The 24,180-nt window shown below is 67.8% G+C and carries 17 protein-coding genes; 4 read left to right on the plus strand and 13 right to left on the minus strand.

Going from position 1 to position 24,180, the window contains the following annotated elements; genetic code table 11:
- Positions 1 to 154: 154 nt before the first annotated feature.
- The 6 genes from AC1DR7_RS16585 to AC1DR7_RS16610 all read right to left on the minus strand — a co-directional run bounded on the left by AC1DR7_RS16585 (position 155) and on the right by AC1DR7_RS16610 (position 11,260).
- Positions 155 to 3,112, minus strand: a complete 2,958-nt coding sequence (locus tag AC1DR7_RS16585) for an ATP-binding protein (RefSeq protein WP_478051996.1) — start codon at positions 3,110 to 3,112, stop codon at positions 155 to 157.
- A gap of 1 nt (position 3,113) precedes the next feature.
- A complete protein-coding gene (gene rpfG / locus AC1DR7_RS16590) occupies positions 3,114 to 4,253 on the minus strand; it encodes a cyclic di-GMP phosphodiesterase response regulator RpfG (protein ID WP_256777169.1) in 1,140 nt (379 codons plus the stop codon).
- Positions 4,254 to 4,448: 195 nt separating this feature from the next.
- Positions 4,449 to 5,966, minus strand: coding sequence for a lysine--tRNA ligase (lysS, locus tag AC1DR7_RS16595; protein ID WP_478052897.1), 1,518 nt, complete (start codon positions 5,964 to 5,966; stop codon positions 4,449 to 4,451).
- A 122-nt stretch (positions 5,967 to 6,088) separates the two neighbouring features.
- Positions 6,089 to 7,214 (minus strand): peptide chain release factor 2 gene (gene prfB, locus AC1DR7_RS16600; protein WP_256777204.1). Its coding sequence is split into 2 segments (ribosomal slippage): positions 6,089 to 7,138 and positions 7,140 to 7,214, totalling 1,125 coding nucleotides; the frame shifts between segments, so codons are not numbered across the junction.
- Positions 7,215 to 7,269: 55 nt separating this feature from the next.
- Positions 7,270 to 8,187: a LytTR family DNA-binding domain-containing protein gene (locus AC1DR7_RS16605; RefSeq protein WP_478076560.1), complete on the minus strand. Its 918-nt coding sequence runs from the start codon at positions 8,185 to 8,187 to the stop codon at positions 7,270 to 7,272.
- A 142-nt stretch (positions 8,188 to 8,329) separates the two neighbouring features.
- A complete protein-coding gene (locus AC1DR7_RS16610; protein WP_478076561.1) occupies positions 8,330 to 11,260 on the minus strand; it encodes a VIT domain-containing protein in 2,931 nt (976 codons plus the stop codon).
- Between the two features lie 113 nt (positions 11,261 to 11,373).
- Here AC1DR7_RS16610 and AC1DR7_RS16615 point away from each other — a divergent pair, with 113 nt between their 5' ends.
- A complete protein-coding gene (locus AC1DR7_RS16615; protein WP_457319520.1) occupies positions 11,374 to 12,456 on the plus strand; it encodes a DUF1176 domain-containing protein in 1,083 nt (360 codons plus the stop codon).
- 56 nt (positions 12,457 to 12,512) lie between these two features.
- On the opposite strand, the gene AC1DR7_RS16620 is transcribed toward AC1DR7_RS16615, so the two are convergent.
- From AC1DR7_RS16620 to dapB, 7 genes are all read right to left on the minus strand, one after another.
- Positions 12,513 to 13,145, minus strand: coding sequence for a hypothetical protein (locus AC1DR7_RS16620; protein WP_457319517.1), 633 nt, complete (start codon positions 13,143 to 13,145; stop codon positions 12,513 to 12,515).
- Positions 13,146 to 13,197: 52 nt separating this feature from the next.
- The gene (recJ, locus tag AC1DR7_RS16625; RefSeq protein WP_478052898.1) at positions 13,198 to 14,985 is read right to left on the minus strand and encodes a single-stranded-DNA-specific exonuclease RecJ; all 1,788 of its coding nucleotides are present in this window, start codon (positions 14,983 to 14,985) and stop codon (positions 13,198 to 13,200) included.
- 72 nt (positions 14,986 to 15,057) lie between these two features.
- Positions 15,058 to 15,978 (minus strand): phosphoglycerate mutase, encoded by a 921-nt coding sequence (locus AC1DR7_RS16630; RefSeq protein ID WP_478076562.1) that lies wholly within the window; start codon positions 15,976 to 15,978, stop codon positions 15,058 to 15,060.
- 1 nt (position 15,979) lies between these two features.
- The gene (greA, locus tag AC1DR7_RS16635; RefSeq protein ID WP_457319519.1) at positions 15,980 to 16,444 is read right to left on the minus strand and encodes a transcription elongation factor GreA; all 465 of its coding nucleotides are present in this window, start codon (positions 16,442 to 16,444) and stop codon (positions 15,980 to 15,982) included.
- 8 nt (positions 16,445 to 16,452) lie between these two features.
- Complete coding sequence (gene carB / locus AC1DR7_RS16640; RefSeq protein WP_478076563.1) at positions 16,453 to 19,695, minus strand: carbamoyl-phosphate synthase large subunit; 3,243 nt, start codon at positions 19,693 to 19,695, stop codon at positions 16,453 to 16,455.
- A gap of 150 nt (positions 19,696 to 19,845) precedes the next feature.
- Positions 19,846 to 20,976: a glutamine-hydrolyzing carbamoyl-phosphate synthase small subunit gene (gene carA, locus AC1DR7_RS16645; protein ID WP_457319632.1), complete on the minus strand. Its 1,131-nt coding sequence runs from the start codon at positions 20,974 to 20,976 to the stop codon at positions 19,846 to 19,848.
- A 282-nt stretch (positions 20,977 to 21,258) separates the two neighbouring features.
- Positions 21,259 to 21,999 (minus strand): 4-hydroxy-tetrahydrodipicolinate reductase, encoded by a 741-nt coding sequence (gene dapB / locus AC1DR7_RS16650; protein ID WP_457319633.1) that lies wholly within the window; start codon positions 21,997 to 21,999, stop codon positions 21,259 to 21,261.
- Positions 22,000 to 22,129: 130 nt separating this feature from the next.
- Here dapB and AC1DR7_RS16655 point away from each other — a divergent pair, with 130 nt between their 5' ends.
- From AC1DR7_RS16655 to AC1DR7_RS16665, 3 genes are read left to right on the plus strand one after another with little or no spacing between them, the layout of a single operon-like run.
- Positions 22,130 to 22,891 carry a 3-oxoacyl-ACP reductase gene (locus tag AC1DR7_RS16655; protein ID WP_478051223.1) on the plus strand — a complete coding sequence of 254 codons (762 nt, stop codon included), beginning with the start codon at positions 22,130 to 22,132 and terminating at the stop codon, positions 22,889 to 22,891.
- On the plus strand, positions 22,891 to 23,292 hold the full coding sequence (locus tag AC1DR7_RS16660) for a MerR family transcriptional regulator (protein ID WP_478051224.1): 402 nt from the start codon (positions 22,891 to 22,893) through the stop codon (positions 23,290 to 23,292). The genes AC1DR7_RS16655 and AC1DR7_RS16660 overlap by 1 nt, the downstream gene beginning before the upstream one ends.
- Before the next feature lie 53 nt (positions 23,293 to 23,345).
- Positions 23,346 to 23,927, plus strand: a complete 582-nt coding sequence (locus AC1DR7_RS16665) for an NAD(P)H-dependent oxidoreductase (protein WP_457319636.1) — start codon at positions 23,346 to 23,348, stop codon at positions 23,925 to 23,927.
- Positions 23,928 to 24,180 lie beyond the last annotated feature (253 nt).

Below are 24,180 nucleotides of genomic sequence, written 5' to 3' on the forward strand. Positions count from 1 at the left end.
GTGTGGGTTCGCGGGACCGTCGTACGCCATGGATGGGTGTGGGTTCGCGGGACCGTCGTACGCCATGGATGGCGCMCGCGAGCTTACATGGAYGTACTTGCAGCGTGTCMCGCGAACCCACACACCCCCGCCCAATCCGGTAGCAAGCGGTCGATCACCGCACGTCGCTACCACCATCCTCGCGCGCGTCGCGCTTCTGCGCGCGGGCCTCGAGCGCCGCACGGCCCTCTTTCATCCCGGTGCGGATCTGGTTGATCCGCTCGCGCCACTCGGTCTTCAACTGCCAGTCGGCCATGCGCATCACCTCACCGGCACGATGCGCCACGCGCACCAGCCCGAGGTTGCCGGCCACGCCCTTGATCGCGTGCGCCTGCTCGCGCAGATGCACCCAGTCAGCGCGCTCGCCATCGGCGGCGGCCACCTCGATGCACTGCCGCGCATCCTCCAGGCATTGGCGAACGAACTCCTGCTCGAACGCCTCCCCCAACCCCAGCGACGCCAGCTCATCGAGCACGCCCGGATCGAGCACGCCGTCGGGCGCCACCGACACATGCACCACCGGCGCCGTGGCCCGCAACTGGTCGTTGGTGGCGATATCGGCCAGCGTATCCAGCAGCCGCACCGCCACCACCGGCTTGCCGAAGAAGGTGTGCGCGCCGGCCTGGGTGCACTGCTGGATCGCCTCGGGCGTCACATCGGCGCTGAGGATCAATACCGGTGTGCGCGGTGCACCGCCGGCCTGCATCACCCGCAGCTCCTTGAGCATGTCCAGCCCGCTCATCCCCGGCATGTGCAGATCGGCGATGGCCACGTCGTAATCGCTTTCGGCCAACGCATCCAGCACCGCCTCGGCATCGTTGACGCATACCACCTTGTGCCCGGCCTTCTGCAGCAGCCGCTGCAGCACCAGGCGATTGGCCTGATGATCGTCGGCCACCAGAATCTTCATGCTGCGCACGCGTGCGCGATGGCGCAGGAACGGGTCGGCAAACGCGATCACGTTGTTGCCGCTGCCGGGCACGCTCTCGCCGACCACCGCCGGGGTGAACTCGCCGGCGACCACCGGGGGAAGTGCAAACGGCAGCTCGAACCAGAAGCAGCTGCCCTGCGGCGGGTTCTCGGCAAAGCCGATCTGCCCGCCCATCGCCTCCACCAGGCCCTTGGCAATGGTCGTGCCCAGCCCGGTGCCCTCGTGCCGACGCGCCATGCTCACATCGGCCTGCTCGAAGGCCTCGAACAACCGCGGACGCATGGCCGGGACCACGCCGATACCGGTATCGAGGATGTCGAACCGGATCCGCACGTTGCCCTGCCCGTCATCGCGCAGCAGCGACACCCGGATCTCGACCTTGCCGTGGTCGGTGAACTTGACCGCGTTGCCAGCCAGGTTGAGCAGGATCTGCCGCAGATGGCCCAGGTCGCCGCGCAGCCGCGCCGGCACCGCGTCATCCACCTTGACCTGGTAGGCCAGACGCTTGACCTTGGCCTGCGGCAACAGGATCAGCCCGATGGACTGCATCACATCGGCCAGCGAGAAATCCTCGGCCAGCACCCGCAGCTTGCCCGCCTCGATGGCCGAGATGTCCAGCACCTCCTCCACCAGTGCCAGCAGGCTGCGGGAGGAGGCCTGGATGGTGCTGACGCACTCGCGCTGCTCTTCATCCAGCTGCGTGGTGGCCAGCACTTCGGTCATCCCCGACAGGCCATTGAGCGGCGTGCGGAATTCATGGCTCATGTTGGCCAGGAACCGGCTCTTGGCCTCGCTGGCGCGACGCGCCTCGTCCATGGCGTGGGTCAACTGACGCAGCAGGCTGGAGAAGTACAGCGGCACCGCCGCCAACCCGAGCCAGAGCCCGAAGCCCAGGCGACCGTTCTGTTCCCAATAGGGCGTGGCCAACATGGTGTAGCCGAAGCTGCCCAGCGCCATGGCCACGGCTGCGTACAGATAATTGTTCCCGTAGCGCATGCCGTTGCCCACGGTCACCCACATCACCACGATGTAGACCCACGCCAGCGGCTCGCCCATCTGCACCATGCCTGCGGCGATCAGGCCGTAATCGGCCAGCATCCCGGCGATACGCCGCGGATCCGAGCGCGCCGGCCGCACCAGCAGCCAGGCAAACAGCGTGATCGACAGGAACAGCCCGGTCAGCACGATCGCCAGCACGCCGTGATGCTGCGCCGGCGGCAGGTCGTGGCGCACGCTGGGCATGAGCACATAGCCCAGGATCAGCGTGATCAACACGATACGCACGATGGCCTGGCCGTGCTCGCTGTCCGAACGCTTGGTCAGGCGCTCCTTTACCTGCAGGTAGAGGCGATGCACCGGTCCCACCGCCGCCGTACGCGGGTCGGCGGCGGCCGGGGGCGCGGCCCGGCTGATGCCGACGAAGTACAGCGGGGTCATGCCCAGTCCCAGCAGCAGTCCCCAGCCGAGTAGATGGTGTCCGGCCCAGTACGGGGAAAACAGGAGTGCGCAGAGGAACGCCGCGCAGCCCATCGCGGTGGCGGCATGCAGGTAGCCGCGCCCATAGCGCATGCCATTGCCGATGGTGACCCAAAGCAGCACCACATACAGCAACGCCGCCGGTTCTCCCTGCAGGGTCATGATCGCGCCCATGCAGGCGTAATCGGTGACCATCCCCACGGTACGCCGCGCGCGCGACACGCCCGGTCGCGCCAACAGACCCGCCAGCAACAGCATCGCCACGGCCAGCTCGACTGCCAGGATCAGCCACGTCACGCGCAGAATGTCGCCCCCCACCTGCGTATAGCGCCAGCCGAGATAGCCGATGAACAACGCGGTGATCGCAATCCGGATGAAGTTCTGGAGGTGCTCGCTGTCGGGTCGATTGGACAGCCGCGCACGCAGCTCGGCGAGGATGCCGCGGCCGGCGTTGGAGCCATTCGACGCGCGTCGTCCCGCGTGTGCCGACCGGCTCACGTGGATGAGAGCGGCGGCCACGACCAGCGTCGCACCGATCCACCACTGCGCGGGCGCGAGCACCGCCAGTGCGACCAGCGACACCAGCGTGGCAGGAAAGAACCGGACGAACGCATGGCCGCGCATCGTGTCCAGCCGCTGCTTGAGGCGCTGGAGCAGGCCATGCATGTCACATCCCCGGGCGGGTCGAGGCGGTCGAGTGCTGGGCGCAGATTTCGTCCAGCTGTTGCCGGCCGCGCAGCAGCGCGTCCACGCAACGCGGGTCGAACAGCCGGCCACGCTGTGCGTAGAGGTAGGCCAACGTCGCTTCCATCGTCCATGCTTCCTTGTACGGTCGGGGTGAGATCAGGGCATCGAATACATCGGCAACCGCCACGATCCGCGCTTCCAGCGGGATCGCATCGCCGATCAGGCCGTCGGGATACCCGCTGCCGTCATAACGTTCGTGATGGCGCAGTGCGATCAACGCACCGACCTGGATGAAACGGTTCTGGCTGCCGCTCAGCAGCTCATAGCCGATACGCGGGTGCCGGCGCATGATCGCCAGCTCCTCTTCGTTGAGCTTGCCCTGCTTGAGCAGCACCGCATCGGGGATGGCGATCTTGCCCATATCGTGCAGGGGCGCCGCCATCTCGATCAGCTTGCACTCGTCCTCGGGCAGGCCGAGCTGCTCGGCGATCAACCCGGCCACGTGCGCCATGCGCTCCAGGTAGGCACTGGTGCCGGCATCACGGAACTCGATCGCACGCGCCAGCCGCGACAGCGTTTCGCGTTCGCGCTCTTCCACTTCATGCATGCTGGCCAGCAGGCGCTGTTCCAGCGACAGCGCGCGTTGCTTGACGTTTTCCGACTGCTGGCGCAACTGCAAGAGGTTGTAGCAGCGCGCGCGCAGTTCGCGCGGGCGGATCGGCTTGACCAGGAAATCGATGACGCCCGCTTCGAGCGCGGCCTGGCGGATCGGCTCGTCACCGACCACGGTGATCAGGATCACCGGGATGTCGCGGTGCTTGGGCAACCGGCGGAAGCGGCGGGCGAACTCCAGCCCATCCATCTCCGGCATGCGGTAGTCGAGCAGCAGCAGGTCCACCGGGTGCGATTCGCACCAGGCCAGCGCGGTGAGCGGATCCCCGAAGTCGTGCACGCTCAGTTCCGGCGCGATGTCCTCGATGACATGACGGAGCATGGTGCGCGCGGACGTCTGGTCGTCAACGATGACAATATTCAAGGATGCTTCCGCCGTCTTCCTGGACCACACTGGAACATGCTGCGGAGAGAATACTCCGCCACTCTGCACACTGGCACCTTGCATGGATCCGCCTCCCGTCGTGATCTCCCGGTTCATGATCGTGGTCGCGGTGTGATGCGGATGTCACGCACCACCGGACCGATCATCGCCCTGGCCATCACGGCGTCTACCGGGAAGGCCACGCAGAAACCATACGCGCGCGGCCACCTCAGCGGAACCCCGCCCCGGCTGCCCTCCCTTGGCAGCCGGACCTACGTCTCAGTTTTCCGGACGCATATAGGGGAACAGCAGTACATCACGAATCGAACTGCTGCCGGTGAGCAGCATCACCAGACGGTCGATGCCGATACCCAGGCCGCCGGTCGGGGCCATGCCGTACTCCAGCGCACGGATGTAATCGGCGTCGTAGTGCATGGCCTCGTCGTCGCCGCCTTCCTTGGCCGTCACCTGGGCCTGGAAACGGGCGGCCTGGTCTTCCGGGTCGTTCAACTCGGAGAAGCCGTTGGCCAGTTCCTTGCCGTTGATGAACAGCTCGAAGCGGTCGGTGTAGCCGGGCTGGTCGTCGTTGGCACGGGCCAGGGGGGAGACCTCGACCGGGTGGTCGGTGATGAAGGTCGGCTGCACCAGCGTGTGCTCGACGGTAGCTTCGAAGATCTCCAGCAGCAGCTTGCCCCAGCCGTAGGACGGCTTGATGCGGATCTTCAGGCGCTCGCAATGGGCAGCCAGCGCGTCGCGGTCGGTGCAGTCGGCGGCGCTGATTTCCGGGTTGTGGTGGCGCACCGCCTCGTCCATGCGCCAGCGGCGGAAGGCCGGGGCCAGGTCGATGGTGGCGCCGTCCCAGGTCACCGTAGTCGTGCCCAGCACCTGGTTGGCCACGTCGCGGATCACCCCTTCGGTCAGGTCCATCACTTCGGTGTACGTGGCGTAGGCCTCGTACAGCTCCATCATGGTGAATTCCGGGTTGTGGCGGGTGCTCACGCCTTCGTTGCGGAAGTTGCGGTTGATCTCGTAGACGCGCTCCAGCCCACCCACGACCAGGCGCTTGAGGTACAGCTCCGGGGCCACGCGCAGGTACAGGTCCAGGTCCAGCGCGTTGTGGTGGGTGGTGAACGGCTTGGCCGTGGCGCCGCCGGGGATGTAATGCATCATCGGCGTTTCGACTTCGAGGAAGTCGCGGTTGTCCAGCCACGCGCGCATCGCGCGGATGATCCGCGAGCGCTTGATGAACACCTCGCGCGACTCCGGCGTCACGATCAGGTCGACGTAGCGCTGGCGGTAGCGCTGCTCCACGTCGGACAGGCCGTGCCACTTGTCCGGCAGCGGGCGCAGCGACTTGGTCAGCAGGCGGATGCTGGTGGCCTTGACCGACAGCTCACCGGTCTTGGTGCGGGTCAGCCCACCCTCCACTGCGATGATGTCGCCCACGTCCCAGCCCTTGAAGGCGGTGTAGGCATCGCCCAGGGTGCTGCCCTGCAGGAACAGCTGGATGCGACCGGATTCGTCCTGGATCTGGGCGAAGCTGGCCTTGCCCATGACCCGCTTGGCCATCAGCCGGCCGGCCATCCTGACCTGGCGGTCGGCAGCGTCCAGGGCCTCGGCGGTCCACTGTTCGGCGTCGGCGAACTCGGCCTGCAGGGCGCCGGCGAAGTGCTCGCGACGGAAGTCGTTCGGGTAGGCGATGCCCTGCCCGCGCAGCGCCGTCAGTTTCGCGCGGCGCTCGGCGATGAGGCTGTTCTCGTCGACGGGGGGCTGCGGCGCGTGGGTCTGATCGTTCATGGCGTGGGTCTATGTCTGGGGGAGGTACGAACCCCGCCATCATGCCGATGGACGGGGCAGAGTGCGAAATCCCCGGGCGGGCCCGGGGCGGGCGCATCGGGCCGCGTGGGGCGACCCGACGGTCAGGCGTCGATGCGTTTGGAGCCCACGGCCAGGCCGGACTTCAGGCTGGCCTCGACGAACTCGTCGAGGTCGCCGTCCAGCACTTTCTGGGTGTCCGAGCGCTCGATGCCGGTGCGCAGGTCCTTGATGCGGCTCTGGTCGAGCACGTAATTGCGGATCTGGCTGCCCCAGCCGATGTCGGATTTGGTTGCTTCCACCGCATCGCGCTCGGCGTTGCGCTTCTGGACTTCCAGCTCGTACAGCTTGGCGGCCAGCATCTTCATCGCGTTGTCGCGGTTCTGGTGCTGGCTGCGGCCGGTCTGGCAGGCCACGACCGTGTTGGTCGGAATATGCGTGATACGCACCGCCGACTCGGTCTTGTTGACGTGCTGGCCACCGGCACCGGAGGAGCGGTACACGTCGGTGCGCAGGTCGGCCGGGTTGATGTCGATTTCGATGTTGTTGTCCACTTCCGGGGACACGAACACCGAGGTGAAGCTGGTATGGCGGCGGTTGTCCGAATCGAACGGCGACTTGCGCACCAGGCGGTGCACGCCGGTTTCGGTCTTCAGCCAACCATAGGCGTAATCGCCTTCAACGCGCAGCGTGGCGGACTTGATGCCGGCGACGTCGCCACCGGACACTTCCATCAACTCGGTCTTCCAGCCGCGCGATTCGCACCAGCGCAGGTACATGCGCAGCAGGATTTCGGCCCAGTCCTGGGCTTCGGTGCCACCGGCACCGGCCTGGATGTCCACGAAGGCCGGGGCGGTGTCCATCTGGCCGGAGAACATGCGCTGGAATTCCAGCTGTTCCACGTGCTTCTGGTACTTGTCCAGGTCGGCGACCACGGCCAGGGCGGTATCTTCGTCCTGCTCGCTTTCAGCCAGTTCGAGCAGTTCGCCGGACTCGGACAGGCCGTCCAGGATCGTGGCGATGCCGCCGACGGTCTTTTCCAGGTTGGCGCGTTCACGGCCCAGGTTCTGGGCGTACTCGGCGTTGTTCCAGATGTCTGGGTTTTCCAGTTCCCGGGTTACTTCTTCCAGACGCTCTTTCTTGGCGTCGTAGTCAAAGATACCCCCTGAGCGAGAGCACGCGATCGGTCAGATCGGTGATTCGCTGGCGCACGGGATTGAGCTCGATCATATCGGCGGTGTTGAAGGCTTGGGACAAGGCCTGAATTGTAGCTTGGAACGCCCGTTCATGTAGATGCGCGGGTGGTGCCGCCCGGCATTGCCGCATCCGTTGAGCCCGCCGCCGCCCCCTGCCCCAGCGCCGCGCGCAGGCCCGGCAGCTGGCGGCGGCTGCAGGGCAGCGCGCTGCCGTCGGCCAGGTGGGCGCGTGCTTCGCCGCTGTCCAACGGCTCGATGGACACCAGGAAGCCCAGGTTGAGCACGTAGCTGCGGTGGATGCGCACGAACCGCGCCGGGTCCAGCCGCGCCTCCAGCGCGGCCATGGTGCTGCGCAACGGGTAGTCGTGGCCGCGCACGTGCAGGTTCATGTAATTGCCGGCGGCCTGGGCGTATTCGATGTCGCCGGTAGCCACCAGGAAATCACGGCCGAGCTTGCGCACCAGGAAACGCTCGGGCCGGTCCACCGGTTCTTCGGGCGGTGCATCCTCCGGCGCGGCCAGCAGGTGCGCCTCGCCTTGCCGCCGGCGGCCGAACCAGCTGAAGAAGTGCTCGATCGCCACGAAGGTGAAGAACGCGCGGACGTCCTTGAGGTACTCGTACAGCAGCCGAGAAACCCAGCCGGAGCCATCGACGTAATGCTCGCCCAGGCTCGCGTAGGCCAGGTGACGCAGCGCCATCATCCCGACCACGTGCAGCAGCGACCACGCCACGCTGGCCAGCAGGTAGAGCGGCAGCCGGCGCGTCCAGGTGTCGGCATGCAACGGCCAGCGTTGGCAACCCCACCACAGCAGCGGCAGGGTGAGCAGGATCATGCCGGCGCTGCTCAGCTCCCAGGTCATCGGCTGCCACAACGCGAGCGCCTCGCCACGGCGGCTGGCGTCCATGACCTCGACGAAGGCGTTGGCCACCGCGCTGGCAAGCAGGATGGCGGCCCAGACCAGCCAACGGGTGGTGGGGCGCCRGCGGGAGGAAGGGCGGGAAGTCATCGGGTCGTCCATGCGGCGGGGCGGAATCATGCAGCAATCGGGCATGGTAGCTGCTGGTGCGGCGCATCGGCTGCCCGCAGCGCGCATCCGACACACGGCACGGGCGTCCCGGCCGTGTGTCCCCTGCAGACTAACGCGGGTGCTAGCGCACCTCGAATTCCCCCACCAGCACCGTCTCCGCGCGTTCCTTCAGCCGCATCGTGACCTGCTGGTCGCGCTGCCTGCGTGTCCCCCAATGCGTACTCAGGCGCAGGCTCAGCGTGGTGGCGCCGGTGACCAGCTGCTCACGGCTGCCGAAGAAATTGGCCTCCACCTTGTACGTGCCCGGCTTGGCCTCGCGCAGCGAGAACTGCTCGGGCCCGTAGCCGCCAGTGAAGTCCTGCGACATCTGCCCGCCCTGGTAGGTGAGGCGGTTGCCGTAATACGCGCGCTCGCCGTTGGGGTCGGTGACCCACAGGTCCATGTCGCTGTTGTCGCTGTCCCAGCTGAGCACCACGCGCAGGTCCAGCGGCATCGCACGACGCAGACGCGGATCGACCGCGCTCAGGTCCACCCGCTCGCGCGCGGCGAGGGTGTTGAGTTCGTCCAGCGCGATCAGCGAGATCCCATCGAAGCGACCGTCCCAAGGCCGCTCCACCACCTCATTGAACATCGCCACGGCCTGCGGGTACTGCCCGCTGGCCTCCAGCGCCAGGCCCRGGTCACGGAAGCTCTGCGGCTCCTCCTCGCCCAGCCGCAGCACCTGCTGGAACACCGGCACCGCCAGCTCGGGCGCCCTGGCCTGCATCAGCCGGTAGCCGAGCACGCGCAGCACATGGCGGTTCTCCAGCTGCATCTCGGCCAGGTTGGACAGCACCCGCAGGGCCAGGTCGCGCTGGCCCTTGGCCAGCAGCAGATCGGCCACGTCCAGGTAGAAGGCGCTGCTGTCGGCGTGCTGGTCGCGCTCGGCCAGGTACGTGGCGTACAGCTGTGCCGGCGGGGCATCGCGCAGGCGGCGCGCGTAGTCCGAATCGGGCTCCCACGGGGCCAGGGCGATCGCGATGGCGCCGCTGTTGGCCCTGCCGCCTGCGACCTTGCTGGCGGTCAGTTCGACGCTCTGCAGCTGGCCGCTCGCGCGACTGGGTGCCGCCATCGGCGCCATCGGCATCGGCGGTGCGGGCGCGCTGACCACGTCGTTGGCACGGGTCTCCATGTAAGGCTGCGCCTCGGCCGGTGCGGCCGCGGCGACCGGCATCGGCGCGGACTTCTCCAGCCCGGCCTTGGCTACCGGTGCGTCCTTGGGCCAGCGCGTGTTCCACCAGCGTTCGCGGTCGGCGAACTGCCGCGCGATCTGGTCCAGACGCTGGCGACGGGCCTGCTTTTCATCATCAATGCGCACCGCATGCAGACGGTCGTATGCCTCCCGCAGCGGTGCCGGTGCGCGGATGCCATAACGCAGGTAGTCGTCCAGGGTTTCCAGCACCAGCAGCGAGGTATCGGGCCCGACCAGGCGGAACTGCCGGAACAACGTGCGCATGGCGTCCTCGTGCGCGACCGGGTCTGCCGCGTACGCGGCCATCTGCGCATCGGCCCACGCGTGCGCCACCAGTCCACCGTCCAGCGCACGGGCGCCGGACACGGCAATGCGTTGTTGATGGACCCGGCCATCGGCCAGGCGCACCCCAACATCCACCGCGCCGTCAGTGCGCTGAACGCGCCCGGTGACGCGCAACCAGCCCTGACTGGCATGGCTGGCGTCGGCCACCAGTTGGTCCACGCCATCGCCGCGCAGTTCGACCACGTCAGCCGGCTGCTGCATCAACAACGGCATCGCGGCGTCGACCTCGGCGGCACTGGACAGCACCAGCGCCTGGCCGTGATGGGCCTGGGTCCAGGCGCGCAGCCGCGCACCATCGGTGCGTGCACCGGCGCTGCTCAATGCGTACAGGCGCTGGCCAGCCGCCAACGGCGGCAGCGCCTGTCGGCCATAGTTGGACAGCCCGTCGCTGACCAGCAGGTACTCGCCGATATCGGCGCGCGACGTCCATGCACCCAATGCACTGGCGCCGTCCAACGGCAGCGAGGTCAAGTGCGCGCGCAGCCCGCTCCAGTCACCGCCGCGGATGCGGAAGCTGCGCGGCGCTTCGGCATGGTCACGCAGTACGGTGAGCTCCACCTCACCGTCGCCGATGGCGCGGAAATAGCGGTCCAGCACCGCCGTTTCGGTGGCGCGGTCGCGTTGTCGGGCCGATCCGGAGGCATCCCACAGCAGCCCTACCCGCTTGGGCAACGCGCGCGGGGCGGCCTGGGCCGGTACCGGTATCTGCGCCAACAGATAGCGCTCGCCCTCGCGCAGGCCGGTGACCGCATCCAACTGGCGTACCTGCGGCAAGCGGATCTGCGCCTGCGCCGGCAGGGCCCTCCCGGCACCCTGCCATTGCGCCACGTGGGCGCCATCGCGGGCCTGGAACGTCCAGGGAAGTGCTGCGCCCACCACCGGCTTGCCGGTGCCACGCGCGTCCAGCCGTAGCGTCACCTGCCTGGCGTCGCGGGCGAACTGCAACGGCAGGTTCCAGCGCAGGCCCTGTGCATCCACCGGCAAGGTCTCGCGGAAGGTCAGCGCCACGCGGCGGCTGCCACGGGCGGGAATCGGGTAGATGCGAAGGCGGAACTGGTTGCCGGCGGTCTGTTCCAGCAGGCCAGGGTCGACCCGGCGCCGTTCGATCGCCTCGAACACCTGGCGTCCCTGCGCCTTGGGCACCGGCACCGCATCGCGTAGCACCCCGTCGATGTCCAAGGCGAACCCGGCGATCTGCTGGCCATCGGCGAGCGGAAACTCGAGTTGCCCTTCCAGCACCCGCGCATTGGGGTTGAAGAACTCCATCTCGATGCGGGTCTCGCCGAGCCCGGCCACGACCCGGCTGTCCAGGCTGACCTGGCGCAACTGCACTGGCACCTCGGCGCCGGCCACCTGTAGCAGCGGCGCTACCGCTGGCGGCTGCGGCGTGGCTGCCGGGCGCGTCTGCGCCATGCCGGCCTGCGTTCCCAGCCACAGCATGCCCAGCATGCCGATCCCACGAAGTGCGCGTTCCATGTGACGCTCCCGATCCGATGACAGCAGGTTGAACGGATCATGCCGGTAAACGGGGTCGACGCGATGCAAGGCTTGGCGTGTCCACCGTCCTGGGCCAAGATGCCGCTCCCCTGATGTACCACCACAAGGACGTCCACGTGCGCCTGCCCGCCCTGCTTCCCCTGTTGCTGTTGACCCCGATCCTGCCGGCCCAGGCCGCGCCCGACGCCAGCAGCGGACTGAGCTTCACCCACAACGACTGGACCTTGGCCTGCGACAACACCCGCACCTGCCGCGCTGCTGGCTACCAGAACGACGAAGACGGCGGTAACGAACCGGTCTCGATCCTGTTGACCCGCCTGGCCGGTCCCGGCCAGCCGGTGAAGGCCGAGCTGATGCTGGGCCAGTACGACGAGACCACCCTGCCGAAACAACTGTCGCTGCAGATCAACGACGCCAAGCTGGGCGCACTGAAGTACACCCCCGCCGACGGCACCGCCGACCTCTCGCCGGCACAGGTGGCCGCGCTGCTCAAGTCGTTGACCCGTGACAGCCGCATCGTGCTGGTCGGCAATAACGGCAAGCGCTGGACCGTGTCCGACCGCGGTGCATCGGCGGTGCTGTTGAAAATGGACGAATTCCAGGGCCGGCTGGGCACGCCCGGCGCGCTGATGCGCAAGGGCAGCGCGGCCGAAAGCACCGTGCTGCCGGCACTGCCGGTGCCGGTAGTGAAGCTCGGCAAGATCGTCCCCACCCGTCCTGCCGACGCGGCGCTGGCCAACGCTGCCGCGCTGCGTGCGGCGCTGGTGAAGGCCACTACGGCAGACGAGTGCGAAGCGTTGCATCCCGGCAACGGCGCGATGTCCGATGAGGGCCCGCAGGAGACCAGCGTGCACCGGCTGAGCGCGGACAAACTGCTGGTGTCGCAGGGCTGTTGGCGTGCCGCCTACAACACCGGTGACGGCTACTGGGTGGTCAACGACCACGCGCCCTACCAGCCCAGGCTGGTGACCGCCTCGGGGATGGATGATGACGTGCGCACCATCCAGCAGGCCAGCAAGGGCCGCGGCCTCGGCGACTGCTTCTACTCCACGAGCTGGGGCTGGACCGGCACGCAGTTCGTCAAGACCGCTGTGTCCAGCACCGGACTGTGCCGGCTGGTGTCGGCCGGTGGCGCGTGGGAGATGGCGACGCTGGTGACCAAGGTAGTGGAGTAAGGCGCGGCACGGACCTGGCCGCTTCAGCGCGGGGTATCCGTGGTGCCGGCGTCCACTCAGTCCTCGTCCTGGTCCCAACCATCAAAGGGAAACAGCTCCGGCAGGATCGTGTCCATCACCGCCATGCTCTGCATGACCGCGTGGTCGGCCGTCCACGGCCGCGACCACGTGGCATGGTGCCCGCGCACCGGCCGGTCCGGAGCCGAACGCAGGTGCTCCACGTAGGCCAGCAGCAAGCGGTGTGAGCGTTGCTGGCGCTCCAGCGGCGTAGCCGCTTCGCGCAGTTCGGCGTAGTGCTGGCGCAGCGGGGCAGGATCGGGCAGATGGCAGGTGAAGTCGAGCGCACCGACCTGGTCGTCCGCGTTCCTGTAGTCGTCCGGATCCTCCGAAGGCTGGTAGTGGTCGGCCACGCAACGGGTACGGCCCAAGCGCGCCATCACTGCGGCAACGGCCTGTTCGACGCCGACGCCCTCGGTGCCGGACTCGGCGCCCTCCACCGCTACCCGGACGGACAACTCGTTCTGCAGCAGCCACGCGATGCTCTGGCGCGAGCCCGCCAGATCCGGGAACTCGAATCCTTCCCGCGCCGAGAGCGTGGCGCGGGCTGCAGGGTCACCCTGCAGGACGATCTGGCTCTGCAGGTCGAAGCGTTCGATGGGCGATGGAAGCACGAGGGCGTGGGCAGTCATGGTCAGGAACACAAACGGGATGTAGAGGGCGCAGCAGGCGCGACGGCGGACATCAGGCGTCGGCGCAATGCTCGATGATCAGCTGGATCGCACCGCCGCCACGGTAATCGTCGCTGACCAGCCGGTAGGCGATGTGCACGTGGTTGGCGGGCGCGTTGCCCTTCCAGCCACTGAAGTGGATCGCGTTGAGCGGCTCGGCGCGCCCGGGCACGCGCAGGCTGAGTTTCAGGTGCTTTTCCTTCAACACCTGCCAGCGTGCGACCTGGAAATGGCCGTCGAACAGCGGCTCGGGGAAGGCCTGGCCCCACGGACCGGCCAGACGCAGCGCTTCGGCGTGGCGGTAGTCCAGCTCATCGGCGGCCAGCTCGCCATCGCTCATGAGGTGCTGCTGCAACGACGCCGGGTCCATGCGGGTGCCGACCACGGCGACGAAGGCCTGCTGGAAATCCTCGAGGCGTGCATGTGGCAGGCTCAGGCCGGCGGCCATGGCGTGGCCACCGAACTTGTCGATCAGGCCCGGGTGCGCGGCATTGACCAGCGCCAATGCATCACGGATGTGGAAGCCGGGAATGGATCGGGCCGAACCGCGCAGCGAATCGCTGCCCGGTTCGGACGGGGCGAAGGCGATCACCGGGCGGTGCAGGCGGTCCTTCATCTTCGAAGCGACCAGGCCGACCACGCCGGGATGCCACTCGGCATCGAACAGGCAGGCGGCGATCGGGCGCTCGCCCTCGGCGCTGAGTACCGCGCGGGATACCGCCAGTTCCGCATCGTCGGTCATCAACTGCTGCACCGCGCGGCGCTCGGCGTTGATCTGCTCCAGGGTCTGGGCGATCTCGCGCGCCTGGCTGCGGTCTTCGGTCAGCAGCAGCTCGATGCCCAACGCCATGTCTTCCAGGCGGCCGGCGGCATTGAGCCGTGGGCCGAGCGCGAAGCCGATGTCGGTAGCGCTCAGGCGCGCCGGGTCGCGGCCGCTGGCTTCGATCAGTGCCTGCAGGCCCACGCAGCCCTGCCCGCTGCGCAACCGGCGCAGGCCGGCCGATACCAGTGCACGGTTGTTGGCATCCAGGGCAACCAGATCGGCGACGGTGCCGACTGCAACCAGGTCCAACAGGGTCAACAGGTCCGGTTCGCGGGTGGCGGCAAAGGCGCCCTGCGCGCGCAGGTGTCGGCGCAGCGCCATCAATACATAGAAGATCACCCCGACGCCGGCCAGCGCCTTGCTCGGGAAGGCATCGCCGTCGATGTTGGGGTCCACCAGCGCATCGGCGGGCGGCAGGTGTTCGCCGGGCAGATGGTGGTCGGTGACCAGCACCTTCCAGCCCAGCGCCTTGGCGGCGGTGACACCGGCATGGCAGGCGATGCCATGGTCGACGGTGACCAGCAGGCCCGGCTGCAGCGGCGCCAGGTCCGCCACCAGCGACGGCGACAGGCCATACCCATGCAGCATGCGGTTGGGCACCGCGTGCACCACGTCGCGCGCCCCAAGCATGCGCAACCCGCGCACACCCACCGCGCAGGCGGTGGCCCCATCACAGTCGAAATCACCGACCACCAGAATGCGTTCGTTGTTGGCGATGGCCTTGGCCAGCAGCTCCACCGCCGCCTGCATGCTGCCCATCAGCTCCGGTGCGTGCAGCTGGGCCAGCTTCGGCTGCGCCTGCGCGGCGTCGGTCACCCCGCGTGCGGCGTACAGGCGCTGCAGCAGCGGCAACATGTCGGCCGGCCAGTCGGCGGCAAGGGGTACACGCGGACGGCGCTGGATCTGGGGCGTATCGGAAGAAGGCAAGGCAGACTCGAATGGCGGGCGGAACGCCGAAACAGGTTTCGACGCAGCCATGATACCGGCTGCTGGCGATGACCCACGACGCACACGCCGATCCGGTAGCGCCACCCCACGGGTGGCTGCGCCTCACGCGTCGTGCAGTTGTATCGGCTTTTTCCAGAACCGCCAGCGTTGGCCCTTGTCGATTTCGAAACGTACGCCGTCCTCGAAATCCAGCACCAGCCGCCGCAGTTCACCGCGCTGCACGGCCGACAGCAACGGACGGATCGCATCATTGCCGAGCTGGTCGAGCGAGCGTAGCTGGCGCAGGTCGACCAAGGCGTCCACCTGCTGTTCGTTGTCGGCCTGCAGGCCGGCGGCCTTGGCCAGGGCCTGCAGCAGGGCCTCGCGGCTGCAGACCTGGGCGTGCGCGGTCTGCACCGACTGCGGCAACTCGCCGCCGCCCCAGAACCACAGCGAATTGATCGCCCGCTTGCCGTCGGCCACGCGCTGCTGGTTCCAGTCGTGGGTATGCAGCACCACCTGCGCTTCGGTCAGCAGGGCACGCCAACGGCGGCCCGCATCGCCTTCGGGCAGATGCGCGAACAGGTCATCGCCGAGCACATCATCGGGGCTGTGGAAGTCCGGCAGCGTGGTTCCCGGCGGCAGGCGCAGGTACCAGCGCGACGGCACCGGGGCATCCAGGGTGAAGCCGAACCCGGCAAACAGCGGCTGCAGCGCCGGCAACAACCGGGCCACATCCTCCGCATCAGGCCGCAGCGTATCGCCGTGACCCATCATCCGCGCGCCCTGCATGTCCGGCACCACGTTGGCCGGATCGGCGCGCAGCCAGACCGCCTCGCCGGCATCGCCGACGTCCAGCTGGCGGGTCAGTGCGGCCACCGGCCAGTGCGCCGGCTGCAGCTGGAAATGCCGCTGCAGCTGGGCACGCTCGCCCCCGTCGACGCTGCTGCGCTCGGCGCGCCCCAGCGCCTTCGCCACGTCGTCGGGCAAAGGCGCGGCCGGGAAGCGGCTGCGCGCCGGCAACAGCAATGTCGCCGTGGCCATGTCAGGCCAGGTACTGGACGCTGACGATTTCGTACTCGCGCTGGCCGGCCGGTGCGTCGATGGTGACCGCATCGCCTTCCAGCTTGCCGATCAGGGCGCGTGCCAGCGGCGAGGAGATCGCGATCAGGCCGAGTTTGATGTCGGCCTCCAGGTCGCCCACGATCTGGTAGCGCTTCTCTTCATCGCTCTCCACGTCGCACAACTCGACGGTGGCGCCGAACACCACCTTGCTGCCGGCATTGAGCTTGGTGATGTCGATGATCTCGGCATGCGAAAGCTCGCCTTCCAGCTGCTTGATGCGGCCTTCGATAAAGCCCTGCTCTTCGCGCGCGGCGTGGTACTCGGCGTTCTCCTTGAGATCGCCGTGCTCACGCGCTTCGGCGATCGCCGCGATGACCTTCGGGCGCTTGACCGACTTCAGGTGGTCAAGCTCTTCGCGCAGACGCTGCGCGCCCTTCAGGGTGATCGGTGCTCTCATGCGTTCAACTCCTTGTGCAGTTCCTGCAGCGACCAGACGGGGCCGGTGCCGCGGAATTCCAGTGATTGCACCAGCGCCATGGCGCCGGCGATGGTGGTCGAATAGGTGACGCGATGCTGCAGCGCTTCGCGACGGATCGAGAAGGAGTCATTGATCGCCGCGCGACCTTCGGTCGTGTTGACGATGTAGACGATCTCGCCGTTCTTGATCGAATCGACGATGTGCGGGCGGCCTTCGACCACCTTGTTGACGATTTCGCAGGCCATGCCGTGCTCCTGCAGCCACGCGCCGGTGCCACGGGTGGCCACCAGGGTGTAGCCGCGCTCGACCAGTGCCTTGGCGACCGGCAGCACGCGCTTCTTGTCCGGATCACGGACCGAGACGAACGCCTTGCCCAGCGGCGGCGCCTTGATGCCGCCGGCTTCCTGCGCACGCGCGAAGGCAGCGCTGAAGCTGCGGCCCACGCCCATCACCTCACCGGTGGAGCGCATCTCCGGCCCGAGGATCGGGTCGACGCCCTGGAACTTGGCGAACGGGAAGATCGCTTCCTTGACCGAGTAGTAGTCCGGCACGATTTCCTTGATGGCGCCCTGTTCGGCCAGGGTCTTGCCGGCCATGCAGCGCGCGGCGATCTTGGCCAGCGCCATGCCGGTGGCCTTGGACACGAACGGCACGGTGCGCGAGGCACGCGGGTTCACTTCCAGCAGGTAGACGATGTCTTCGCCGTTCTCGCCGGCCTGGATGGCGAACTGGGTGTTCATCAGCCCGACCACGTTCAGGGCCTTGGCCAGCTCGACCACCTGGCGGCGCAGCTCGGCCTGGGTTTCAGCCGACAGCGAGTACGGCGGCAGCGAGCAGGATGAATCGCCCGAATGCACGCCGGCCTCCTCGATGTGCTCCATCACGCCACCGATCAGCACGTTGCCGTCCTTGTCGGCAATGATGTCCACGTCCACTTCCACCGCGTTGTCCAGGAAGCGGTCCACCAGCACCGGCGAATCGTTGGAGACCTTCACCGCATCACGCACGTAACGGGCCAGGTCGGATTCACCGTAGACGATCTCCATCGCACGGCCGCCCAGCACGTAGCTCGGGCGAACCACCAGCGGGTAACCGATCTCGCGGGCCAGCAGCAGGGCTTCCTGGTCGTTGCGGGCGATGCGGTTCGGCGGCTGCTTCAGGCCGAGCTTGTCGACCAGCTGCTGGAAACGCTCGCGGTCTTCGGCCAGGTCGATGGAGTCCGGCGAGGTGCCGATGACCGGCACGCCATTGGCTTCCAGCGCGCGCGCCAGCTTCAGCGGGGTCTGGCCGCCGTACTGCACGATCACGCCCTTTGGCTGTTCCAGCTCGACGATTTCCAGCACGTCTTCCAGCGTCAGCGGCTCGAAGTACAGGCGGTCGGAGGTGTCGTAATCGGTGGAGACGGTCTCCGGGTTGCAGTTGACCATGATGGTTTCATAGCCATCCTCACGCAGTGCCAGCGCCGCGTGCACGCAGCAGTAGTCGAACTCGATGCCCTGGCCGATGCGGTTCGGACCGCCGCCCAGGATCATGATCTTGTCGCGGTTGCTCGGCGCCGCTTCGCACTCGTCCTCGTAGGTCGAGTACAGGTAGGCGGTGCTGGTGGCGAACTCGGCGGCGCACGAGTCCACGCGCTTGTAGACGGGGCGCACCTTGTGGGCACGACGCAGCGCGCGCACGGCCGCTTCGTTGGTGCCGGTCAGTTCGGCCAGGCGGGCGTCGGAGAAGCCGGCGCGCTTGAGCTTGCGCAGGCGCGCCGCGTCCAGCGCGTCGATGCCGTCGGCGGCAACTTCAGCTTCGGCCTGGATGATCTCTTCGATCTGGTCCAGGAACCACGGGTCGATGTGCGACAGCGCGAACACGTCTTCCACGCTGAAACCGGCGCGGAACGCATCACCCACGAAGAACAGGCGCTCCGGGCCCGGGGCCTTGAGCTCGCGCTTGATGGTGGTGATGTCGTCTTCGTTGGACAGGTCCAGGCCGGTCGGGTCCAGGCCGATCTTGCCGGTTTCCAGGCCGCGCAGCGCCTTCTGCAGCGATTCCTGGAAGGTGCGGCCCATCGCCATCACCTCGCCCACCGACTTCATCTGGGTGGTCAGGCGCGCATCGGCCGCCGGGAACTTCTCGAAGGCAAAGCGCGGGATCTTGGTGACGACGTAATCGATCGACGGCTCGAACGAGGCCGGGGTCAGGCCGCCGGTGATTTCGTTCTTCAATTCGTCCAGGGTGTAACCCACGGCGAGCTTGGCGGCGACCTTGGCGATCGGGAAGCCGGTGGCCTTGGAGGCCAGTGCCGAGGAACGCGACACACGCGGGTTCATTTCGATCACCACCACGCGACCGGTGGTCGGACTGATGCCGAACTGCACGTTCGAGCCGCCGGTATCCACACCGATCTTGCGCAGCACGGCGATGGAGGCATCGCGCAGGCGCTGGTATTCCTTGTCGGTCAGGGTCTGCGCCGGGGCCACGGTGATCGAGTCACCGGTGTGCACGCCCATCGGGTCCAGGTTCTCGATGGAGCAGACGATGATGCAGTTGTCGGCGGTGTCGCGCACCACCTCCATCTCGAATTCCTTCCAGCCCAGCACCGATTCTTCGACCAGCACTTCGGTGGTCGGCGACAGTTCCAGGCCGCGGGTGACGATGTCGATCAGCTCTTCGCGGTTGTAGGCGATGCCGCCACCGCTGCCGCCCAGGGTGAAGCTGGGGCGGATGATGGTCGGGTAGCCGACGCGGGTCTGGATCTCGATCGCTTCTTCCAGCGTATGCGCGACCGCAGCCGACGGGCACTCCAGGCCGATCTCGCCCATGGCCACGCGGAACAGCTCGCGGTCTTCGGCCATGCGGATCGCATCGCGCTTGGCGCCGATCAGTTCGACGTTGTACTTCTCCAGCACGCCGTTGTCGGCCAGGTCCAGCGCGCAGTTCAGCGCGGTCTGGCCACCCATGGTCGGCAGCAGGGCGTCGGGTTTTTCCTTGGCGATGATCTTCTCGACCGTCTGCCAGTTGATCGGCTCGATGTAGACCGCATCGGCCATCTCCGGGTCGGTCATGATCGTGGCCGGATTGCTGTTGACCAGCACCACGCGGTACCCCTCGTCACGCAGGGCCTTGCAGGCCTGGGCGCCGGAGTAGTCGAACTCACAGGCCTGGCCGATGACGATCGGACCAGCACCGATGATGAGGATGGTTTTAAGGTCAGTGCGCTTGGGCATTGTCTTCTCTAAGTCAGTACAGCGTGTCGGGGGTGATCGCACGCTGTCGATCAGGAAACTTCCGGGGTTCAGCGCCGCGCCTGGGGGCAGCGGCACTGCAGGGCTTGCGATCCGTCGCGATGCCGCCGGACGCGCCGGCGGCGTGGCGGATCAGGCCTTGGCCTCCGCCATCAGGGTCACGAAACGGTCGAACAACGGGCTGACATCGTGCGGGCCCGGCGATGCTTCCGGATGGCCCTGGAAGGAGAACGCCGGCACGTCGGTGCGTGCGATGCCCTGGTTGGTGCCGTCGAACAGCGAGCGGTGGGTAACCCGCAGGGTGGCTGGCAGCGAGGCTTCGTCAACCGCAAAACCGTGGTTCTGCGAGGTGATCATCACCCGGCCGGTATCCAGGTCCTGGACCGGATGGTTGGCGCCATGGTGCCCGTGGCCCATCTTCACCGTCTTCGCGCCGGAGGCCAGCGCCAGCAGCTGATGGCCCAGGCAGATGCCGAAGGTCGGCAGCTTGCGGTCCAGGAAGGTCTTGATCGCCTCGATCGCGTAGATGCACGGTTCCGGATCGCCCGGGCCGTTGGACAGGAACACGCCGTCCGGATTCATCGCCAGCACCTCGACGGCCGGGGTCTGCGCCGGCACCACGGTGATGTCGCAGCCGCGCTCGGCCAGCATGCGCAGGATGTTCAGCTTGGCGCCGAAATCGTAGGCCACCACCTTGTACTGCGGCGCGGCGCTGACGAACTCGTTGTTGTCCAGGTCCAGCTGGCCTTCGGTCCACGGGTAGGACTTGTCGGTGCTGACCACCTTGGCCAGGTCCATGCCCTTCAGGCCGGGGAACGCGCGGGCCGCTTCCAGCGCCTTCTCCACACTGATGCCGTCGCCGGCCATCAGCGCACCGTTCTGCGCGCCACGCTCGCGCAGGATGCGGGTGAGCTTGCGGGTGTCGATACCGGAAATGGCCACCACGCCACGCTGCAGCAGCCAGTCCTGCAGCGACACCTGGCTGCGCCAGTTGCTGGGACGGCGCGGAACGTCGCGCACGATCAGGCCGGCCGACCACACCTTGTGGGCTTCGTCGTCCTGGTCGGTCATGCCGGTGTTGCCGATATGCGGGTAGGTCAGCGTGACCATCTGCCGGGCGTAGGAAGGATCAGTCAGCACTTCCTGGTAACCGGTCATGGCGGTGTTGAACACCACCTCACCGACGGACAGGCCGGGCGCGCCTACGGATTCGCCCTCGAATACGGTGCCGTCTTCGAGGACGAGGATTGCGGCTTGGGTCACGGAATTCTCACTTTGGCTACCGATGGGGTCACCGAAGTCACGCCGCGCGGCACACTGAAAAGCGGCTGCAAAAAAGCGCGGACTGCGGTGCGGGACCGGTCCGGCTGTCGTGATTCGGCGAGCGGGAATTGTAAAGGCAAGGGGCCTGCGACGCCAGCGTTTGCATGCATTCGCTGGCGTACGGCCGTGACGGGCCCGCCCGGGGTTCAGGCAGCGGGGCCTTGCCTCTTCAGCCGTGGCAGTGACGCCGAGCCTGCACAGGCCGCCTTGGGGGCCCGCAGATCAGCCGCCCGCGGCGGGCATGGCCCCGGCCAACAGATCGCGAACCCGGTAGCTGCCCGGCGCCCGCCCATTCAGCTGGGTGGCGGCGAACAGTGCGCCGCGCGCGAAGATGTCGCGGTTGGTGGCGCGGTGGGTCAGCTCGATGCGCTCGCCCAGCCCGGTGAACTGGACCAAGTGCTCGCCGACGATGTCGCCCGCCCGCAGGCTGGCGTAATGCGGCTGCGCCCCGCCCTTCTGCGCCGCCGCGCCCAGGGTCAGCGCGGTGCCCGACGGTGCATCCTGCTTGTGCACATGGTGGGATTCGACGATATCGCAGTCCCAGCCCGCCAGCGTGGCAGCCGCGCGCTCTACCAGCTCCTCCAGTACCGCCACGCCCAGGCTGAAGTTGGACGCCCAGACCAGTGGGATGCCGGTGGCGGCCTCGATCAGGGCCTGGCGCTGCGCCTCGCTGATGCCGGTGGTGCCCGAGACCAGCCCGGCCTTGCGCTCCACGCACAACGCCAGGACCGGGTCGAAACCCTCGGGCAGGCTGAAATCGATGGCGACATCGAACTGCGGCGCACCGGCCAGCTCGCTGCTGGCGAAATGCGGCACGCCGTCGACCACGCGCTGTGCCGGCGAACGGCGGGTCACCGCAGCGACGACCTGCAGGTCGGAATTGTCGGCGGCCAGCCGCAGCAGGGCCTGGCCCATGCGACCGGAGGCACCGTGGATGAGCAGGCGAACAGGGATAGTGGTCATGCGCGCAGGCTAGCCGGTGCTGGCAAGCGTGCACAAGGGGGACATGCGCCCGGTGCCACTACCGGCGCGCGTGCATCGAGGGCGCGGACGCTTGCTACCCTGTGCGCCCCCTTCGTCCGGTCGTGCCTCCATGCAGCTTTCGCAGCAACTCGTCCTTGTCACCGGCGGTGCCCGTGGCCTCGGCCAGCACGTGACGCGCGCGTTCGCCCGCGAGGGCGCACAGGTGGTGATCAACCACCTGCACAGCGTCGACGCCGCACAGGCACTGGCCGCCGAAGTCGGCCCGAACGCCCTGGCGGTGCGCGCCGATGTCACTGACCGCGACCAGGTCGATGCGCTGTTCGCCCGGGCCCGCGCCCACTTCGGCCGCGACATCACCAGCGTGGTCAACAATGCGCTGGCGACGTTCTCGTTCAATGGCGATGCGCGTGCGAAAGCCGATGCGATCGGCTGGCAGGCGTTCAGCGCGCAGTTCGAGGGCAGCGTGCGCGGTGCGTTGAACACAGTGCAGGCGGCCCTGCCCGGCATGCGCGCGCAGCATTTCGGTCGCGTGATCAACATCGGCACCAACCTGTTCCAGAACCCGGTGGTGCCCTACCACGACTACACCGCCGCCAAGGCCGCGTTGCTGTCGCTCACCCGCACCCTGGCCGGCGACCTCGGCCCGGACGGGATCACCGTGAACATGCTCTCTGGTGGCCTGCTGCGCAGCACCGATGCCAGCGCGGCCACGCCGGCGGCGGTGTTCGACTACATCGCCGCCAACACCCCGCTGCGCAGCGTGACCACGCCGGCCGAGTTCGCCGATGCGGTGCTGTTCTTTGCCTCGCCCTGGTCGCGCGCGGTCACCGGGCAGAACCTGGTGGTGGATGGCGGCCTGGTGCGCGACTGATGCGCATCTCCGAGGTCGCCCGACGCAGCGGTGCCAGCCAGAAGGCGATCCGCCTGTACGAAGCGCGCGGACTGCTGGCCGCCGTGCCGCGGATCAACCGCTACCGCGACTACAACGAGCAGGATCTCAACCTGGTGCTGCTGATCCGGCAGGCGCTGGCGCTGGGCTTCCGGCTTGCCGACGTGGCCGCACTGCGACGCGACGATGGCGGCATCGACTGGCTGCGGGTGCAGGCGTTGCTGGCGGACAGGCAGCAGGCCGTGCGCGCGGACATGCAGCGGCTGCAGCAGCTGGATGCGGCGCTGACCCAGCTTCGGGCCGAGGTGGTCGTGTTGATCGGTCAGGGTGACACCGGTGCTTTGGATGCGTGCATGGCCGCTGGCGACTGCCGCGCCGCTTGACTCTGCCCCATGGGGCAGACCGTAGCCTGCGCGCTCTTTCCGCGAGCGCCCCCATGTCCCGATCGATCGTCATCCTGCTTGGCCACCCCGACCGCGACAGCCTGTGCGGTGCCCTGGCCGAGCGCTACCGGCAGGCCGCCGTGGCGGCCGGCCACCGCGTGCAGCTGTTCGCGCTGGGCGAGGTCGACTTCGACCCGATCCTGCGCCACGGCTACCGCCAGATCCAGCCGCTGGAACCGGCTCTGCAGCAGATCAACGCGGCCATCGCGGACTGCCAGCACCTGGTGCTGGTGTACCCGACCTGGTGGGGTGGCATGCCGGCCCTGTTGAAGGGTTTTTTCGACCGCGCCTTCCTGCCGGGCGTGGCGTTCCGCTATCGCAAGGATTCGGTGTGGTGGGACCGGCTGCTGGCCGGGCGCAGCGCGCGCGTGCTGACCACGATGGATACCCCGCCCTGGTATTACCGCTGGGTGTACCGTATGCCGGGGCACCAGCAGGTGCGGCGGACGATCCTGGAATTCTGCGGGATCAAGCCGGTGAAGATCACCGCGTTGGGGCCGGTGCGCAGCAGTACCTCGGCGCAGCGTGATACGTGGCTGCAACAGGCCGAGCGACTGGGTCGCCAGGCCAGGTGAAATGGCCGTGGTAGAGCCACGCCATGCGTGGCTGCCCTCCGTTCCGGCGTGCGGACACCTGCCAGCCACGCATGGCGTGGCTCTACCGGCATTGGGTGCGTCGGCGCCTGCCAGCCCAGCGCGCTGCGTGGTTGCAACAGGCCGAGCGACCGGGCCGCCAGGCCAGGTGAAATGGCCGTGGTAGAGCCACGCCATGCGTGGCTGCCCTCCGTTCCGGCGTGCGGACACCTGCCAGCCACGCATGGCGTGGCTC

Source organism: Stenotrophomonas sp. P5_A9 (assembly GCF_056400525.1).

Coding starts and splice junctions, on each gene's coding strand:
- AC1DR7_RS16585 (WP_478051996.1), bottom strand. CDS start 3,112: ATGCATGGCCTGCTCCAGCGCCTCAAGCAGCGGCTGGACACGATGCGC.
- rpfG (WP_256777169.1), bottom strand. CDS start 4,253: ATGCAAGGTGCCAGTGTGCAGAGTGGCGGAGTATTCTCTCCGCAGCAT.
- lysS (WP_478052897.1), bottom strand. CDS start 5,966: ATGAACGATCAGACCCACGCGCCGCAGCCCCCCGTCGACGAGAACAGC.
- AC1DR7_RS16615 (WP_457319520.1), top strand. CDS start 11,374: ATGTACCACCACAAGGACGTCCACGTGCGCCTGCCCGCCCTGCTTCCC.
- AC1DR7_RS16620 (WP_457319517.1), bottom strand. CDS start 13,145: ATGACTGCCCACGCCCTCGTGCTTCCATCGCCCATCGAACGCTTCGAC.
- recJ (WP_478052898.1), bottom strand. CDS start 14,985: ATGGCTGCGTCGAAACCTGTTTCGGCGTTCCGCCCGCCATTCGAGTCT.
- AC1DR7_RS16630 (WP_478076562.1), bottom strand. CDS start 15,978: ATGGCCACGGCGACATTGCTGTTGCCGGCGCGCAGCCGCTTCCCGGCC.
- carB (WP_478076563.1), bottom strand. CDS start 19,695: ATGCCCAAGCGCACTGACCTTAAAACCATCCTCATCATCGGTGCTGGT.
- dapB (WP_457319633.1), bottom strand. CDS start 21,999: ATGACCACTATCCCTGTTCGCCTGCTCATCCACGGTGCCTCCGGTCGC.
- AC1DR7_RS16655 (WP_478051223.1), top strand. CDS start 22,130: ATGCAGCTTTCGCAGCAACTCGTCCTTGTCACCGGCGGTGCCCGTGGC.
- AC1DR7_RS16660 (WP_478051224.1), top strand. CDS start 22,891: ATGCGCATCTCCGAGGTCGCCCGACGCAGCGGTGCCAGCCAGAAGGCG.
- AC1DR7_RS16665 (WP_457319636.1), top strand. CDS start 23,346: ATGTCCCGATCGATCGTCATCCTGCTTGGCCACCCCGACCGCGACAGC.